This window comes from Nakamurella leprariae (assembly GCF_016918035.1).
Taxonomy (GTDB): domain Bacteria; phylum Actinomycetota; class Actinomycetes; order Mycobacteriales; family Nakamurellaceae; genus Nakamurella; species Nakamurella leprariae.
Map to the genome: position 1 here is coordinate 246,613 of NZ_JAERWK010000010.1, position 15,370 is coordinate 261,982.

Annotated in this window: 14 protein-coding genes and 1 pseudogene; 8 read left to right on the forward strand and 7 right to left on the reverse strand. The window is 73.2% G+C overall.

Annotated elements, in window-relative coordinates; genetic code table 11:
* The first annotated feature begins 146 nt into the window (after positions 1-146).
* Positions 147-1,871, forward strand: coding sequence for an ABC transporter substrate-binding protein (locus JL106_RS08750; protein ID WP_205260309.1), 1,725 nt, complete (start codon positions 147-149; stop codon positions 1,869-1,871).
* Positions 1,872-1,945: 74 nt separating this feature from the next.
* Here the strand turns inward: JL106_RS08750 and leuA are convergent, their stop codons facing one another.
* The 4 genes from leuA to JL106_RS08770 form a co-directional block, all read right to left on the reverse strand.
* Positions 1,946-3,775: a 2-isopropylmalate synthase gene (gene leuA / locus JL106_RS08755; protein ID WP_205260310.1), complete on the reverse strand. Its 1,830-nt coding sequence runs from the start codon at positions 3,773-3,775 to the stop codon at positions 1,946-1,948.
* 252 nt (positions 3,776-4,027) lie between these two features.
* Positions 4,028-4,474 carry a hypothetical protein gene (locus JL106_RS08760; RefSeq protein WP_205260311.1) on the reverse strand — a complete coding sequence of 149 codons (447 nt, stop codon included), beginning with the start codon at positions 4,472-4,474 and terminating at the stop codon, positions 4,028-4,030.
* Between the two features lie 36 nt (positions 4,475-4,510).
* On the reverse strand, positions 4,511-4,792 hold the full coding sequence (locus JL106_RS08765) for a hypothetical protein (RefSeq protein WP_205260312.1): 282 nt from the start codon (positions 4,790-4,792) through the stop codon (positions 4,511-4,513).
* 105 nt (positions 4,793-4,897) lie between these two features.
* Positions 4,898-6,298 carry a guanine deaminase gene (locus tag JL106_RS08770; protein ID WP_205260313.1) on the reverse strand — a complete coding sequence of 467 codons (1,401 nt, stop codon included), beginning with the start codon at positions 6,296-6,298 and terminating at the stop codon, positions 4,898-4,900.
* 330 nt (positions 6,299-6,628) lie between these two features.
* Here JL106_RS08770 and JL106_RS08775 point away from each other — a divergent pair, with 330 nt between their 5' ends.
* The 4 genes and pseudogenes from JL106_RS08775 to JL106_RS08790 all read left to right on the forward strand — a co-directional run.
* The gene (locus JL106_RS08775; RefSeq protein ID WP_205260314.1) at positions 6,629-7,894 is read left to right on the forward strand and encodes an aspartate kinase; all 1,266 of its coding nucleotides are present in this window, start codon (positions 6,629-6,631) and stop codon (positions 7,892-7,894) included.
* 5 nt (positions 7,895-7,899) lie between these two features.
* Positions 7,900-8,976, forward strand: a complete 1,077-nt coding sequence (locus tag JL106_RS08780; protein WP_205260315.1) for an aspartate-semialdehyde dehydrogenase — start codon at positions 7,900-7,902, stop codon at positions 8,974-8,976.
* A gap of 76 nt (positions 8,977-9,052) precedes the next feature.
* On the forward strand, positions 9,053-9,811 hold the full coding sequence (locus JL106_RS08785) for a DUF429 domain-containing protein (RefSeq protein WP_205260316.1): 759 nt from the start codon (positions 9,053-9,055) through the stop codon (positions 9,809-9,811).
* A 119-nt stretch (positions 9,812-9,930) separates the two neighbouring features.
* Positions 9,931-10,131 (forward strand): annotated as a pseudogene (locus JL106_RS08790) (mycothiol transferase); the annotation flags it as partial.
* Positions 10,132-10,331: 200 nt separating this feature from the next.
* On the opposite strand, the gene JL106_RS08795 reads toward JL106_RS08790, so the two are convergent.
* Both JL106_RS08795 and JL106_RS08800 read right to left on the reverse strand, forming a co-directional pair.
* Positions 10,332-10,529: a hypothetical protein gene (locus JL106_RS08795; RefSeq protein ID WP_205260317.1), complete on the reverse strand. Its 198-nt coding sequence runs from the start codon at positions 10,527-10,529 to the stop codon at positions 10,332-10,334.
* A 79-nt stretch (positions 10,530-10,608) separates the two neighbouring features.
* A complete protein-coding gene (locus tag JL106_RS08800) occupies positions 10,609-11,766 on the reverse strand; it encodes an aminotransferase class V-fold PLP-dependent enzyme (protein ID WP_205260318.1) in 1,158 nt (385 codons plus the stop codon).
* 200 nt (positions 11,767-11,966) lie between these two features.
* Here JL106_RS08800 and JL106_RS08805 point away from each other — a divergent pair, with 200 nt between their 5' ends.
* Both JL106_RS08805 and JL106_RS08810 read left to right on the forward strand, forming a co-directional pair.
* Positions 11,967-12,707: a PIG-L deacetylase family protein gene (locus JL106_RS08805; RefSeq protein WP_205260455.1), complete on the forward strand. Its 741-nt coding sequence runs from the start codon at positions 11,967-11,969 to the stop codon at positions 12,705-12,707.
* 47 nt (positions 12,708-12,754) lie between these two features.
* Positions 12,755-13,606, forward strand: coding sequence for an LLM class F420-dependent oxidoreductase (locus JL106_RS08810; protein WP_205260319.1), 852 nt, complete (start codon positions 12,755-12,757; stop codon positions 13,604-13,606).
* Between the two features lie 28 nt (positions 13,607-13,634).
* On the opposite strand, the gene JL106_RS08815 is transcribed toward JL106_RS08810, so the two are convergent.
* Positions 13,635-14,642: a hypothetical protein gene (locus JL106_RS08815; protein WP_205260320.1), complete on the reverse strand. Its 1,008-nt coding sequence runs from the start codon at positions 14,640-14,642 to the stop codon at positions 13,635-13,637.
* 84 nt (positions 14,643-14,726) lie between these two features.
* On the opposite strand from JL106_RS08815, the gene JL106_RS08820 reads away from it, so the two are divergent.
* A complete protein-coding gene (locus JL106_RS08820; RefSeq protein ID WP_205260321.1) occupies positions 14,727-15,353 on the forward strand; it encodes an NADPH-dependent FMN reductase in 627 nt (208 codons plus the stop codon).
* Positions 15,354-15,370 lie beyond the last annotated feature (17 nt).

The window sequence follows — 15,370 nt, forward strand, 5'->3', positions numbered from 1 at the left end:
AGTCCCGCCTGCCCGGCGGCCCGCCGGTCTCCCCGACCGGTGGGCCGCCGGGACGGTGACGCACGCGAACACCGCACCGGAGCAACCCCTCTCGATCCACACCCCTGCCGGCCTGACGGCCGCGACCGACTTGGAAGGTGGCCGCGATGGCCGAGATCCGTCCCGACCTGGCGCTGTTGGCCTCGCTGAACGCTCAGGCGTCCACGGAGTCCAATCTGCGGGCCCTGACCCGGCGTTCCGTGCTGCGCGGGGCGGGTGCCCTGCTCGCGGCGGGCGGCGCGAGCGCCTTCCTGGCCGCCTGTGGCGGCGGCAATCCCGCCGGCAACGTCGGCGGCACCTCGGGTGCCGCGGCGACCGCGGGCGGGGCTGCTGCCGTCTCCGACACCCTGACCGTCGCCGCCGCCTCCAGCGGCACCATCTTCGACCCGGACGTGCGGGGCAACACCTCGCAGTACCAGATGCTGTACGACACCCTGTTCGACACCTCGACCCCGCCGGACGCCACCGAGGCGCAGCAGTACCTGGCCGATTTCGAGCCGATGCCGTCGCTGGCCACCAAGTGGGAGTCCAACGATGACAACTCGGTGTGGACGATCACGCTGAACACCGAGGCGACCAGCCCGTTCGGCAACAAGCTGACCTCGGCCGATGTGCTGTGGTCCTTCGAGCGGCACCTGGCGCTCAAGTGGTACGCCGGGATCTTCCTGAACCGGGTCGGGGTCACCGACATCAGCCAGATCGAGGCGCCCAGCGACGACACCGTCGTGATGAACCTGGCCGGCCCGGTCGGCCGCAGCTACTTCCTGTTGCTGATGGGCTGCTACATCGTGCCCATCCTGGACTCGGTCGAGGGCAAGAAGCACGTGACCGGCGACGACCCCTGGGGGTCGGAGTTCATCAAGACCAACGCGTGCGGGTTCGGCCCGTACACGCTGGCCAGCTCGGCCCCGGACGGTTCGATGAACGTCTTCGAGGCCAACCCGAACTACTACGCCGAGGTGCCGATCAAGACGATCACCTGGCGTCAGACCACGGAGACCAGCACCCAGCTGCAGCTGCTGCTGCGCGGCGAGGTCCAGCTGATCGACGGGCTGTCCCCGATCCAGGTCGACCAGGTGGATGCCAGCGACATGGCCAAGGTGACCCGGGTGGCCACCACCGGCAACGTCATCCTGGGCTTCAACCACGATCAGGAGCACTACGGGGACGTCGAGCTGCACCAGGGCATCGCCTACGCGTTGCCGTTCGACGACATCATCAACAGCGTCTACCGCGGTCAGGCCACGCAGATGAAGAGCGTGCTGGTCGACTTCCTGCTCGGCGCCACCGACGAGTACTGGGTCTACGAGCGGGATCTGGACAAGGCGCGGACGCTGCTGGCGCCGTACGCGGACGCCGGCCTGGTGCTGCAGTACCAGGGTGGTGACACGCTGGTGCAGACCCTCGCCGTGCTCATGCAGAGCTCGCTGGCCGAGGCCGGTCTGAACATCCAGCTCGAGGCGTTGGACCCCAGCACCTATCAGACCAAGATCACCGAGGCGACCATGTCGATGTGGATCGACTCCAAGACCGCGCCGCTGGTGCCGGCCTCGCTGTACGCGCTGCAGCTGCTGTACCCGACCGCGCCCACCCAGGTGCTGCTGCACTACTCGAATTCGGTGGTGGACGAGGCCGTGGGTGCGCTGGCCAGCGCGTCCGACCAGGACGAGCAGATCGAGCTGATCCGCACTGCGCAGGAGCAGCTCATGAAGGATCTGCCGATCGTGCCGATCGCGCAGACCGGCCAGCTGGTCCCGACCGCGATCAACATCGAGAACGTCCGAGGGCACGGTGCCAACGCCGTGTGGCCCAAGGGGCTCGAGTACAGCTGACACCGCCGCCCGGGCCGTAGCTCCGGGCCCGGGCGGACCGGCGCGACGATGCGTGGCCCGCCCGGGCTCCGGGATCAGACCTGCTCGGTCGCCGTCGCGGCCGACATGGCCGACGTCATCGCGGCGGCCCGGTTCACCGCGGACACCGCAGCCTTGAGCGTGGCGGTGGTGATCGACGAGTCGATGCCGATGCCCCAGACCACTTGTCCGTCGATGGCGCACTCGACGTAGGCGGCGGCCCGGGCGTCGCCGCCTGCGGACAGCGCGTGCTCCACGTAGTCCAGCACCCGGACGTCGGACCCGATCTGGCCCAGCGCCTGGCAGAACGCGGCCAGCGGACCGTTGCCGGCGCCGGTGATGACCGACTCCTCGCCCTGGTGCACGATCCGGGCGGTCACCTCGTCGAAGACGGTGGTCTCGCTGCCGTCGGCGGGCGCGTCGGGGGACTCGACCCGGGCCCGGACCAGCTGCAGCGGCGCGGTGCGCTCCAGGTACTCGTCGGCGAAGTACCGCCACATGGCGGCCGGGTCGACCTCGCCGCCCTCGCTGTCGGTGACGCCCTGGATGACGCGGGAGAACTCGATCTGCATGCGCCGCGGCAGGTCCAGGCCGTGCTCGGTCTTCATGATGTAGGCGACGCCGCCCTTGCCGGACTGCGAGTTGACCCGGATGACCGCCTCATAGGTGCGGCCGACGTCCTTGGGGTCGATCGGCAGGTAGGGCACCTGCCAGGTGAACGCCTCCACCGGCACACCGGCGGTGGCGGCGTCCCGCTGCAGGTGGTCGAAGCCCTTCTTGATGGCGTCCTGGTGCGACCCCGAGAACGCCGTGTAGACCAGGTCACCGCCGTAGGGGTGCCGCTCCGGCACGGCCAGCTGGTTGCAGTACTCGACGGTTCGGCGGATCTCGTCGATGTCGGAGAAGTCGATCTGCGGGTCGACGCCCTGGCTGAACATGTTCAGGCCCAGGGTGACCAGGCAGACGTTGCCGGTGCGCTCGCCGTTGCCGAACAGGCAGCCCTCGATACGGTCGGCGCCGGCCAGGTACCCCAGCTCGGCCGCGGCGACCGCGGTGCCGCGGTCGTTGTGCGGGTGCAGCGACAGGATCAGCGAGTCGCGCCGCTCCAGGTTGCGGTGCATCCACTCGATGGAGTCGGCGTAGATGTTCGGCGTGGCCATCTCGACGGTGGCCGGCAGGTTCACGATCATCGGCCGCTCCGGGGAGGGCTGCCAGATCGCGGACACCTGGTTGCACACCTCGACGGCGTACTCCAGCTCGGTACCGGTGTAGGACTCGGGGGAGTACTCGAAGCGCCAATCGGTCTGCGGGTACTTCTCCGCCCAGCGGGCGACCTCCTCGGCGCCATTGGTGGCAATGCCCGCGATTCCCCTCCTGTCCAGGCCGAAGACGACCCGGCGCTGCAGCGTGGAGGTGGAGTTGTACAGGTGCACGACCGCCGAGTGCGCGCCCTCGACCGCCTCGAACGTGCGGGCGATCAGCTCCGGGCGGGCCTGGGTCAGCACCTGGATCCGGACGTCCTCGGGGATGGCGTCCTGCTCGATGATCTCGCGGACGAAGTCGAAGTCGGTCTGGCTGGCCGCCGGGAAGCCGACCTCGATCTCCTTGTAGCCCATGGCCACCAGCAGGTCGAACATGCGCCGCTTGCGGGCCGGGGTCATCGGATCGATCAGCGCCTGGTTGCCGTCGCGCAGGTCGACCGCGCACCACAGCGGGGCCGTGGTGATCTGCCGGTCCGGCCAGGTCCGGTCGGCCAGGTCGATCGGCGCGAACGGGGTGTACCGCTGCACCGGCATGTGCGACGCGCGCTGGCGGTTCCAGGCCGGCTGATCAGCCGGGGCCGGACCGCTCGGGATGACGATGCGGGACGGAGTGGGAGTGCCCATGTCAGGAGTGTCCTTCTCGGTTGACACCCGGGGCCGTCGCCAGTGGATGCGGCTCGCCGGGCGGAGGTTGCGACCGGCAGCACGACGTCCCGCGGCGGGGGAGCCAGTCTGGAATCAGACCCCGTCGCGGCGACGAAGGAGCAGGCCGTCGCGGCCCGGCGCGGCCGGACCGACGTCTGCGAGGCGGATCACGGGCTGCACTGTACGCCCGGCCCCGCCGGGCGCCCAATTCGGGCACCCGATCCGGGCCGATCAGCCCCGTGCCCGGGCGGCCTCGAGCACCGTCGCCAGCACCGCCCGGTGCACCACCTCCTCCAGGGCCGCCGCCGCCGGATCGACCATGCCGGGGCCGCCGCGCAACGGACCGCCGGGGTGCACCGGCGCCAGGTTGACGTGCAGATGGGCGACCCGCTCGCCGAACAGGTACCCGTAGGTGCGCTCGGCGCCGGTGGCGTCCCGCAGCAGGGCGGTGGCGGCGGCCAGCGCGGGGCCGAAGGTGGCGGCCTCCGGACCGTCGAGATCGGCGATCGACGGGATGTGCCGGACCGGCTCCAGGTGGGCGAAGCCCGCCACCGGGCCTCGCAGCACCACGGACAGCCGCCAGCCGTCCCGCTCCCAGATCCGGGCGCGGTCGAAGGCGGCGTCGGCCGCGGTCGGGTCGCACAACAGGCAGGCCGCTGCCCGATGCCGGGTGGTCATCGCGCCACCGTGCCAGGACCGGGCCGTTGGGGCGACTCACTCTGCGTCGTCCCAGAACTGCAGCCACGGCATCGACCCGACGAGCCCCAGCGACACCGCGGAGACCACCAGCACGACGAGCAGCACGACGAGCAGCACGACGAGCGTGGTGCGGCGGCCGGCGCCGTCGATCGGGTCCAGCCAGCGGCGGAACCATCCGGGCGTGTACCGGGCGGCGCCCACGGCCCGGCCGTCGGCCAGCAGCTGCCGGCGGACCGCCCCGTCCGGCCACGCGTCCCGTCGTGCGCCGCGGCCGCGGCCAGCGCCCGCTGCGCCCACGCGCGAACCGCCCGGCGTCCGGGCATGGTGGAACAGCGCCACCCCGACCGCCCGAACCCCGGCGCTCCGTCGCGGTGGTCCACCCGCGCGGCCGGCGCCGGCACGTCAGGGAGCGACCAGGCGGCGGCCCTGGACGTGCACCGCGGTGATGGCCGGCTCGCGCATGGTCATCAGCAGCGTGAAGAGCGTCTGGTCCCGCGCGGTGTCGGGATCCTCGGACCGGGTCCCGTGGTCGATCGCGGCGCCCAGCGGCCCCCACGCCCGGGGGTCGACGACCAGGAAGTCGGCCTCCTTGCCGGCGTCGAAGTTGCCGAACCGGTCCTCCATGTCCAGCGCCCGCGCCCCGGCCAGCGTGCCGGTGAACAACATCTCGGCCGGGTGCATCGAGACGGCCGCGTCACCGGGCTCGGAGATGTGCACCTTGAAGGCGTCCGACATGACCTCGGAGATGAGCCAGGTGTCGCCGCCGCCGAAGTCGGTGCCGGCGGCGACGTTCACGCCCGAGGCGATGGTGCGCCGCCACGGCATGGTGCCGGAGCCCAGGAACTGCTGGGAGACCGGGCAGTGCGAGATGGAGGTGCCGGTCTCGGCCATCCGGGCCAGTTCCGCGTCGGTGCAGTGGACCGCGTGGGCCAGGATGCTGCGCCGGCCCAGCAGGCTCTTCCCGCCCACGGCGGAGCCGGGCAGGAACTTGCCGTCGTAGGTGTCCAGGTAGGTCTCCACCTGGTAGCTCTGCTTCACCGAGTCGATTTCGCCGGTGCCCGGTCGGTTGTTCTCGTTCAGGTGCGAGTGGAAGTACACGCCGTCGCCGCGCACCGCGTCGTAGAGCTCGCCCAGGGCGGCCAGGGTCTCGGTGGTCACCGACAGCGAGAAGCGCGGCACCACGGCGACATGCAGCATCGCGGTGGCCGCGTCGCCGGTGTCGGCCCCGTGCCAGCGCCGGATCTCCTCCTCGGTGAGCCGGATCGCGTCGGCCTCGCTGGTGATGAGGGCCGTGGCCGAGTCCGGGCCGACGGTCTGGGTCCCCCGGCCGCTGACCATCCGCAGCCCGGCCTGCCGGGTCTGCTCGAACAGGGCGTCCTGGGCGTGCGGGAAGGCCGAGCCGAAGACCATGGCGGCCGTGGTCCCGGCCGCGATCCGGCGGCGGACGAACTCGGCCGCGGCCTGCTGGGCGAACGACGGATCGGCGAACCGGGACTCGGACGGGAAGATGCAGGAGTTCAGCCACTCCAGCAGCTGCCCGCCGCCGTAGGCGTCGCCGGCGAAGGTCTGCGGGAAGTGGATGTGGGTGTCGACGAATCCGGGGATCAGGAAGGCCGGCCGGTGGTCGACCACCTCGGCCTCGGCGAACTCGGCCGGCACCTCGTCGAACGGGCCGCAGTGGGCGATGCGGCCGTCGTCGCCGACGACCAGGGCGCCGTCCGGGTACGAGACCAGCGCATCCGCGGCCTGCTGCACAGTGGGGCGGCCTGCGACGTGGAAGAGATGACCTCGATGGATGCGCACCGTGCGAACCCAACACGATGCATCGGCGCAGGTCCATCCGGTGCGCCCGACGGAGGGAGCGTGATCACGCGATCCGGGTCGGGTCCGCGGCCGACGGTCACCGGGTGCCGATCCCGGACGGCTGACCGGCGCGCCGTCGGGGCGGGTGCGCGGTGACCCGGGGGACGCCCGGCTCCCGGTACCCTGGACGCGCCGTGAAGTGGGTGTTCCGCGCCTGGTGGCGGCGGTGCCCGCGTCCCGGCGGTGCGCCGCGCGACCATCGATCCGGGGACCGGCTCGCGGTGCCCGGTCGCGACCGGCCGGGCGGGCGGCATGGGAAGCGGGGCAGCGGTGAGTCTGGTCGTGCAGAAGTACGGCGGGTCGTCGGTGGCGACGGCGGAGCGCATCAAGCGGGTCGCCGAACGGATCGTCGCCACCCGCAAGCAGGGTCACGACGTGGTCGTGGTGGTCTCGGCCATGGGCGACACCACCGACGAGCTGATGGACCTGGCCTCCCAGGTCGCCCCGGTGCCGCCGGCCCGCGAGCTGGACATGCTGCTGACCTCCGGCGAGCGGATCTCGAACGCCCTGGTCGCCATGGCCATCCAGTCCCTGGGCGCCGAGGCCCGCTCGTACACCGGGTCGCAGGCCGGGGTCATCACCACCTCGGTGCACGGCAAGGCCCGCATCATCGACGTCACCCCCGGGCGCATCCGCGAGGCGCTGGACGCCGGGCAGATCGCCCTGGTCGCGGGGTTCCAGGGCGTCTCGCAGGACACCAAGGACATCACCACCCTGGGCCGCGGCGGTTCGGACACCACCGCCGTCGCCCTGGCCGCGGCGCTCGAGGCCGACGTGTGTGAGATCTACACCGACGTCGACGGCGTGTTCACCGCCGACCCGAGGATCGTCCCGGACGCGCAGAAGCTCGACAGCATCACCTACGAGGAGATGCTCGAGATGGCCGCGTCGGGCGCCAAGGTGCTGATGCTGCGCTGCGTCGAGTACGCCCGCCGGTACGGGGTCCCGGTGCACGTGCGCTCGTCGTACTCCGATCTCGAAGGCACCATCGTCACCGGCAGCATGGAGGACCAGGCAGTGGAACAGGCTCTGATCACCGGCGTCGCCCACGAGCGGGGCGAGGCCAAGGTCACGGTGACCGCGGTGCCGGACCACCCGGGCGTGGCCGGGCGCATCTTCCGCGTCATCGCCGACGCCGAGATCGACATCGACATGGTGGTGCAGAACGTGTCCCGGGCCGCCGAGGGCCGCACCGACATCACGTTCACGCTGCCCAAGGACGACGGCCCGCGCGCGGTCGCGGCGCTGGAGGCCAAGAAGGCCGAGATCGAGTTCGACCAGATCGTCTACAACGACCACGTCGGCAAGATCTCGCTGATCGGCGCCGGCATGCGGTCGCACCCGGGCGTGACGGCCACCTTCTGCGAGGCGCTGGCCGAGGCCGACGTCAACATCGACATCATCTCCACCTCCGAGATCCGCATCTCGGTGCTGGTCCGCGACGTGGAACTGGACAAGGCCGTGCAGGCGTTGCACCGGGCGTTCGACCTGGGTGGCGGGGACGAGGCCGTGGTCTACGCGGGAACGGGACGGTGAGCGGGATGAGCGGCGCTGCGCAGGGTCTTCGGGTCGGGGTGGTCGGCGCGACCGGGCAGGTCGGCGCGGTCATGCGCCGGATCCTGGACGAGCGGGACTTCCCGATCGCCTCGATCCGCTTCTTCGCCTCGGCCCGCTCGGCCGGTCGCGAGCTGGAGTTCCGTGATCGCACCGTCGTCGTCGAGGACGCGGCCACCGCCGACCCGAGCGGGCTGGACCTGGCCCTGTTCTCGGCCGGGGCGACCACCTCCCGGGCCCAGGCGCCACGGTTCGCCGCCGCCGGGGTCACCGTCATCGACAACTCCTCGGCCTGGCGCAAGGACCCGGAGATCCCGCTGGTGGTCGCCGAGGTCAACCCGGGTGACGTCGAGTCCGGCCTGGCCGGCCGGGACGGCTCCCGCGGCATCATCGCCAACCCGAACTGCACCACGATGGCGGCCATGCCGGTGCTGCGGCCGCTGCACGACGAGGCCGGCCTGCGCCGGCTGATCGTCTCGACGTACCAGGCGGTCTCGGGTTCCGGGCTGGACGGGGTGGACGAACTGGACGGCCAGGTCCGCGCGGCGTACGCCGACGGCGGCGAGCCGGCCCGGCTCACCCACGACGGATCGGCCATCACCTTCCCGGCGCCGAAGAAGTACGTCGCGCCGATCGCCTTCAACGTGCTGCCGATGGCCGGGTCGGTCGTCGACGACGGCACCGAGGAGACCGACGAGGAGCAGAAGCTCCGCCACGAGTCCCGCAAGATCCTGCACCTGCCGGACCTGCTGGTCTCCGGGACCTGCGTGCGCGTCCCGGTCTTCACCGGGCACTCGCTGTCGATCAACGCCGAGTTCGATCGGCCGATCACCCCGGCGCGGGCCCGTGAGCTGCTGGCCGGCGCGCCGGGCGTGGAGCTCTCCGACGTGCCGAACCCGGTGCAGGCGGCCGGGTCCGATCCGTCGTTCGTCGGCCGGATCCGGCAGGACCCGGGCGTGCCGGACGGCCGCGGACTGGCCCTGTTCATCTCGAACGACAACCTGCGCAAGGGCGCCGCGTTGAACGCGGTGCAGATCGCCGAGCTGGTCGCGGGTCTCGGCTGAGCGGTCGCGCGAGCGAGGGACGAGCGAGCGCGGGCCGCGACCAATGTTGCGGACTAGGTCGGGTCCGGTCGAGAGGATGCGCACCGCGGGGATCGATCTCGCGGCGCAACCGGAGCGGACCGGCGCGGCGCTGCTCCGCTGGGCCGGATCACCCGGGGCCGTGACCGCGGTGGTCGAGTCGGTCGGGACGGGCGTCGATGACGACGCTGTGGTGCGACTCGTCGGCGTCGCGGCCGTGACCGGGCTGGACGTGCCGCTCGGCTGGCCGGATGCGTTCGTCGACCTGATGGCGGCGATCCGGTCCGGCACGGTCGAGCCGTCCGTGGCCGTCGACCGGGACGCCCGGCGGCGGTTGACGTTCCGCCGGACCGACGAGGTGGTGCACGAGGTGACCGGGCGTCGGCCGCTGAGCGTGTCGGCCGATCTCATCGCCCATCCGGCCATGCGGGCGGCCGGGTTGCTGGCCCGGCTGCAGGCCGCCGGAGTGCCGGTCTCGCCCGACGGCATCGACTCGGCAGTGGCGGAGGTCTACCCGGCGGCGTCACTGCGGCGGTGGGACCTGCTGCCGGCCCGCCGCGGTCCGAAGACCGATCCGGCCGTGCTGGGCGTACTGGTCGATCGGCTCCGGGCGGCGGCGCCGTGGCTCGATCTGGCCGGCACCGAGCCGGTGCTCCGCCGTCGTCACGACGCGTTCGACGCGGTGGTCGCTGCGCTGGTCGCCCGGGCCGTGCAGGTCGGCCGCAGCGCCGGTCCGGCCGTGGGGGAGCGCGATCGGGCCCGCCGTGAGGGCTGGATCCACCTGCCCGATCCGGCGTTCCTGCGGGATCCGAGCTGACCGATCCGACGGCGGCGCAGCGGACCGGAGCTGTCCGGTGAGCTCCCGAGCGTCCTGCGTGTCCAGCCGGCGACCCGAAGAGGATGCCGCCATGACCGACCTCTCCACGCCGACCCCCGCTCCCGCTGCCCACCGCGCCCTGGGCACCCGAGCGTCAGTGGTGGTCGGCCCGGCACATCGTCCTGCACCTGTTGCGCGATACCGCCCACCACGCCGGGCACGCCGACATCATCCGGGAGTCGCTGGACGGCGGGAACACCACGCAGGCCTTGGCCGAGGAGGCCGGGCCGGACCGGTCGTCGCCGCAGGACCGGACCTGACCTGGTCGCCGACGGGTCCGGATCGCCGATGGGTCGGGACCACCGATGAGTCCGGACGCCGGGACCACCGCACGCGTGCTGGACGCCGACGTGCGGCGGTACGTCATCTCGGACGTGCAGGACGCCTGAGCGGCCGGCGGAGTCGCGCGCGGGCGCCGACCACGACCCGGACGACGACCGGCCGCTCCGGCGCTCGCTCGTCAGAGGTCGTTGGCGAACTCGTCCGGCTCGTCGACCTGCTTGGTCGAGTTGGTCGCCTCCTCGCGGGCCACGTCGTGGGTCTGTGCGTGCCTGCCCTCGGGTCCGCCCTGGTCGGAGTACGGCTCTCGGCTGTCGCCGGTGCTGTGGTCGTCGGTCTTCCCGGTCTTGTTGATGTCGTCCCGGCCGGTGGTGGCCATGAGGTGCTCCTCTCGTCGCGTCACGGACCAGTGCCCGCTCCCGGCCCGCGGCAAACCCGGGCCCGGTCAGCCGCGCCGATCAACCCCGCAGGGCCCGCACGGCCAGCTCGACGTCCTGGCTGGTCGTGTACAGGTGGAACGCCACCCGGACCTGCCCGGCACGCATGCCGAACCGGACGCCGGCCGCGGTCAGCCGGGCCACTGCGGCCGGGTCGGCGGGCACGCTGACGATGGCCGAGTCCGACGGCGGCCGGTCCAGACCGGCCAGGAACTCGTTGGCCAGGGCCACGTCGTGCCGGCCGATCGCCACCGGGCCCACGTCGGCCAGCACCCGGAGCGCCGGCGCGGTGCCGACCCAGCTGTGCCAGGCCGGCGAGATGTCGAACCGGCGGGCGTCCTGCGCCAGCCGCAGCGGCAGCCCGTAGTACGAGTCGTGCACGTCCGCGCCCGCGAACCAGCCCGCGGCCAGCGGCAGCAGGCGGTCCGCGAAGGCCGGGTGACGGTCGGCCAGGGTGGGGTGGTGGACCAGGAAGGCGGTGCCGCGGGGGCTGCACAGCCACTTGTAGGCCCCACACACCAGCAGGTCGGCGGCGTCCGGGTCGAGCGGCAGCCAGCCGGTGGCCTGGGTGCTGTCCACCACGGTGAGTGCACCCACCGCACGTGCCGCGGCGGACACCGCGGCCAGGTCGGTGACCTGACCGGTGGCCGACTGCACGGCCGAACAGGCGACCACGTCGACGTCCTCGGTGATGGCATCGGCCAGCCGGTCCGCCGGGGCGCTGCGCACGGTGACCCCACGGCCGGCGTGCACCGCCCACGGGAAGACGTTCGAGGTGAACTCGACGTCGGGCACCAGCACGGTCGCGCCGTCCGGCACGGCCGCCGCGGCCGGGGCCAGCAACTGCGACACCGACACGCCGGTGGCCACGTGGGAGGCGTCCACGCCGACCAGCTCGGCGAACAGCACCCGGGAGGTGTCCACTGCGGTGGCCCAGCCCTCCCACGAGGTTCGGGCGTGACGCCACTGTTCGAGCGCCTCCTGCAGCGCCGTCCAGGCCGGACGGGGCGGCGGGCCGTAGGACGCCGAGTTCAGGTAGCCCGGCTCGACCTCCCACAGTGTGGCGGCCTGGTCCACGGTGAGCGGTGCGGGCAGCGGGTCCGTGCCCGGGTCGACGTCGGGCTCCCGGTCGGACGGCCGGTCCGGCTCCGAGGTGGTCGCGGTGTCTGCGGCGCTCATGCCGGGGAGTCAACCAGTCCCGCGGTCCGGGACGACGCATCCGCAGGGCCTCGGCTGCCGTGCCCCGCCCCGGGGCCGCCTCTTGTGCGCCCGAGAAGACTGGGCGCATGACTGAGCCCACCACGGTCCCGACCGGCTCCTCTGATGGAAGCTCTGCCGTCGCGGTGCAGGACGGCGGCGACGGCGGCCTGCCGCCCGGCATGCTCGCCGCCCTCGGGCAGGGTCCGGCGTACGCCGAGCTGCCCGACGACTGGACCAGCGCCCTGTGCGTCGCCGCCCACCCGGACGACCTCGAGTACGGGGTGGCCGCCGCCGTGGCCACCTGGACCGACGCCGGCAAGCGCGTGACCTACGCGATGGTCAGCTCCGGGGAGGCGGGCATCGGCTCGATGGATCCGGCCGTCTGCGGCCCGCTGCGGGAGCAGGAGGAGCTCGACGGCGCCGCCCTCGTCGGCGTCGACACGGTCGACTTCCTCGGGCACGCCGACGGCGTCATCGAGTACGGCCTGCCGCTGCGCCGGGACATCGCCCGGGCCATCCGCACGCACCGGCCGGACGTGGTGCTGACCGCCGGCCTGGACGTGCGGCCGCCGTGGGGCGGGGTCGACCACCCCGACCACCGGGCCGTCGGGCTGGCCTGCGTGGACGCGGTGCGGGACGCTGCCAACCGGTGGGTGTTCACCGACCAGATCGCCGAGGGCCTACCGCCCTGGAAGGTCCGGTACGTGCTGATCGGGGCGACCGAGCGCTCGACGCACGCCGTGCCGGTCGGCGACACCCTCGACCGCGGCGTGGCCTCGCTGCAGGCCCACCGCAAGTACCTGGAGGGTCTGGGCCCGGCCGTGCCGGACGTCGAGCAGATGCTGCGGGGCATGGCCCGCGCCTTCGCCCCGCGGTTCGGTGGGCGACCCTGCGTGCCGGTGGAACTGCTGGAGATCTGACCGGCCGCCGGCGGGCCCCGGGGACCGGGCCGGTACCGTCCGCGCCCATGACGACGCCCCTGGGTGATCTCGGACGGTACGGACTCTGGCGCGGCGCAGCGCAGGTGGATCCCGCGCTGGCGAAGCGGATCGAGGCGGCGGGCTTCCGGGCGGTGTGGCTGGGCGGTTCGCCGGACGCGGCGGCGCTGGCCGAGGTGGCCGGCCTGCTGGAGGCGACGGAACGGCTGGTGGTGGCGACCGGCATCGTGAACGTCTGGCAGACCCCCGCCGAGGACGCCGCGGCCGCCTACCACCGACTGGAGCGGAACTTCCCGGGTCGGTTCCTGCTCGGCATCGGCATCGGCCACCCCGAGGCCGTCAAGCAGTACCGCAAGCCGTACGACTCGCTGGTCGACTACCTCGACGTGCTCGACGATCAGGGCGTGCCGGTCGAGCACCGGGCGCTGGCCGCGCTCGGGCCTCGGGTGCTGCGGCTGGCCCGGGACCGCACCCGCGGCGCCCACCCGTACCTGACCCCGCCGGAGCACACCCGGGTGGCACGCGAGGAGCTGGGCCCGAAGGCGCTGCTGGCCCCCGAGCACAAGGTGGTGCTCGAGTCCGACGCCGCCGCGGCCCGGGCCATCGGCCGGCCGAAGGTCGACCGGCCCTACCTCCACCTGGTCAACTACGTGTCGAACCTCAAGCGGTTGGGATGGACGGACGCCGACATCGCCGACGGCGGTTCCGATGCGCTCATCGACGCGCTGGTCGCCTGGGGCACGCCGGAGGCCGTGGTGGCGAAGCTCGACGAGCACCTGGCCGCGGGCGCCGATCACGTCACCGTCCAGATCCTGGGTCCGGACGAGCGGTTCGAGCGGGACCTGGAGACGCTCGCCGAGGCGCTGGACCTGCCGGCCTGATCCCGCGCCGCACCGGCCCGGCCGGGGGTCAGCGGCAGGTACCGACGGCCAGCGTCGCGGTGTCCGACAGCGGCCCGGCCTCGGAGGCGACGGCGAGGCCGCAGCCGCCGCCGGCCGGCCCGCTGATCGCCTCGGCCTGGACCAGGTCGGGCGTGGGCAGCCGCCGCCACGGCCAGTCGCCGACCCCGGCGATCGGTGCCTCCGGGGACGGCGGCGTGTACTCCAGCACCTGGTCGTAGGTCAGCACCAGCACCCGGTCGCCGACCAGCGCGGCGTCGGTGATCACGGTCCCGGTGAACAGCGACAGCCCGGCCCGCTCCGGTCCGGGCGGGGTGATCGAACCGACCTGCACGAGGGCGCCGCCGCCGGCCTGTCCGCGCCAGACGGGATGCGGCAGCACCGTCCTCGGGTCGTCCGACTCCGGCTTGCCGATGATGAGCAGGGAACCGTCCCGGTCGACGAGCAGCGACTCGGCGTCCCGGACGGTGCCGGGATCCGGATAGGTGAACTCCCAGGCGTCGGCCGCCACGGTGATGGTGGTCGGTGCCGCCCCGGCGTCGGTGGGCACGGTCGGCACCGGCAGCCGGTGCACGGTGACCGACGGCCGGCCGACGTGATCGCCGATGTCGCCGACGAAGAGGCAGTCGCCGGGTGCGCCGGGATCGCACGGCGCCCGGGTGAGCGCCTCGGCGTTGCCGGCGTCCATGCCCTCGACCCGGTACCGGCCGAGCAGCTGCGCCGGGCCGTCGCCCGGCACCGAGACGGCCACCACCTCGTCGGTGCCGGTGGCGTCGTCGACCAGGAACCACTGACCGGGCCCGTCGCCGGCCGCCAGTCCGCTCGCCTCCGGGGCGACCCCGGCGGGCAGCCGCACGGTGTCGAACGTGACGGTCGCGCGGTCCGGACCCCCGGAGGGGGTGGCGGCGGGGTCGGCGGACGGGGCGGGAGCGGGACGGCCGGGAGCCGTCCCGGCGGCGGTCTCCGGCGGTGACGGCGCCCCGGTGCACGCCGCGGTCACCGCGCAGAGCACGATCACCAGCAGGGTCGCCAGCCGCGTGGTGACCGGACGCCGACGGACGCGTCCGCCCGGTCCGGCGGCCGCAGTCGGAGAGGAGCCGAGATGGTGAGCAGCGAACCGCAGGTCGAACCCCGCCCGGTGCGGGTGGTCGGCATCGGCGGATCGGTCGACCCGGGCTCGCAGTCCGAGCGCGCGCTGCGGGCGGTGCTGCGGGAGCTCGAGGCGCACGGCGCGACGACCCAAGCCTTCACCGGGACGGCGATCGACTTCCCGCCCTACCACACCGGAGCGACCCTGCCCGGCCACGCCGGCGCGTACCTGGAGGCCGTCCGCACCGCCGATGCCGTGGTGCTCAGCTCGCCCGGGTACCACGGCACCGTCTCCGGCCTGGTCAAGAACGCACTGGACTACCTGGAGGAGCTGCGCCGCGACGCGCGCCCGTACCTGGACGGCCGCGCGGTCGGGCTGATCGCCGTGGCCCACGGCTGGCAGGCCGCGGTCACCACCCTGGTCACCCTGCGCCAGGTCACCCACGCGCTGCGGGGCTGGCCGACGCCGATCGGACTCACCGTGAACGGGGCCGAGACCCGGTTCGGTGACGACGGTTCCGTCACCAGCACCACCACGGTTGCGGCCGGGTCGAGTTCGCAGGCCGCGTCCGGCAGGTCCGGCGTGGCCGGGTCCATCGAGGTCATGGCCCAGCAGCTGCTCGGCTTCGCCCGGCGCTGATCCAGTCGGCGCCGACC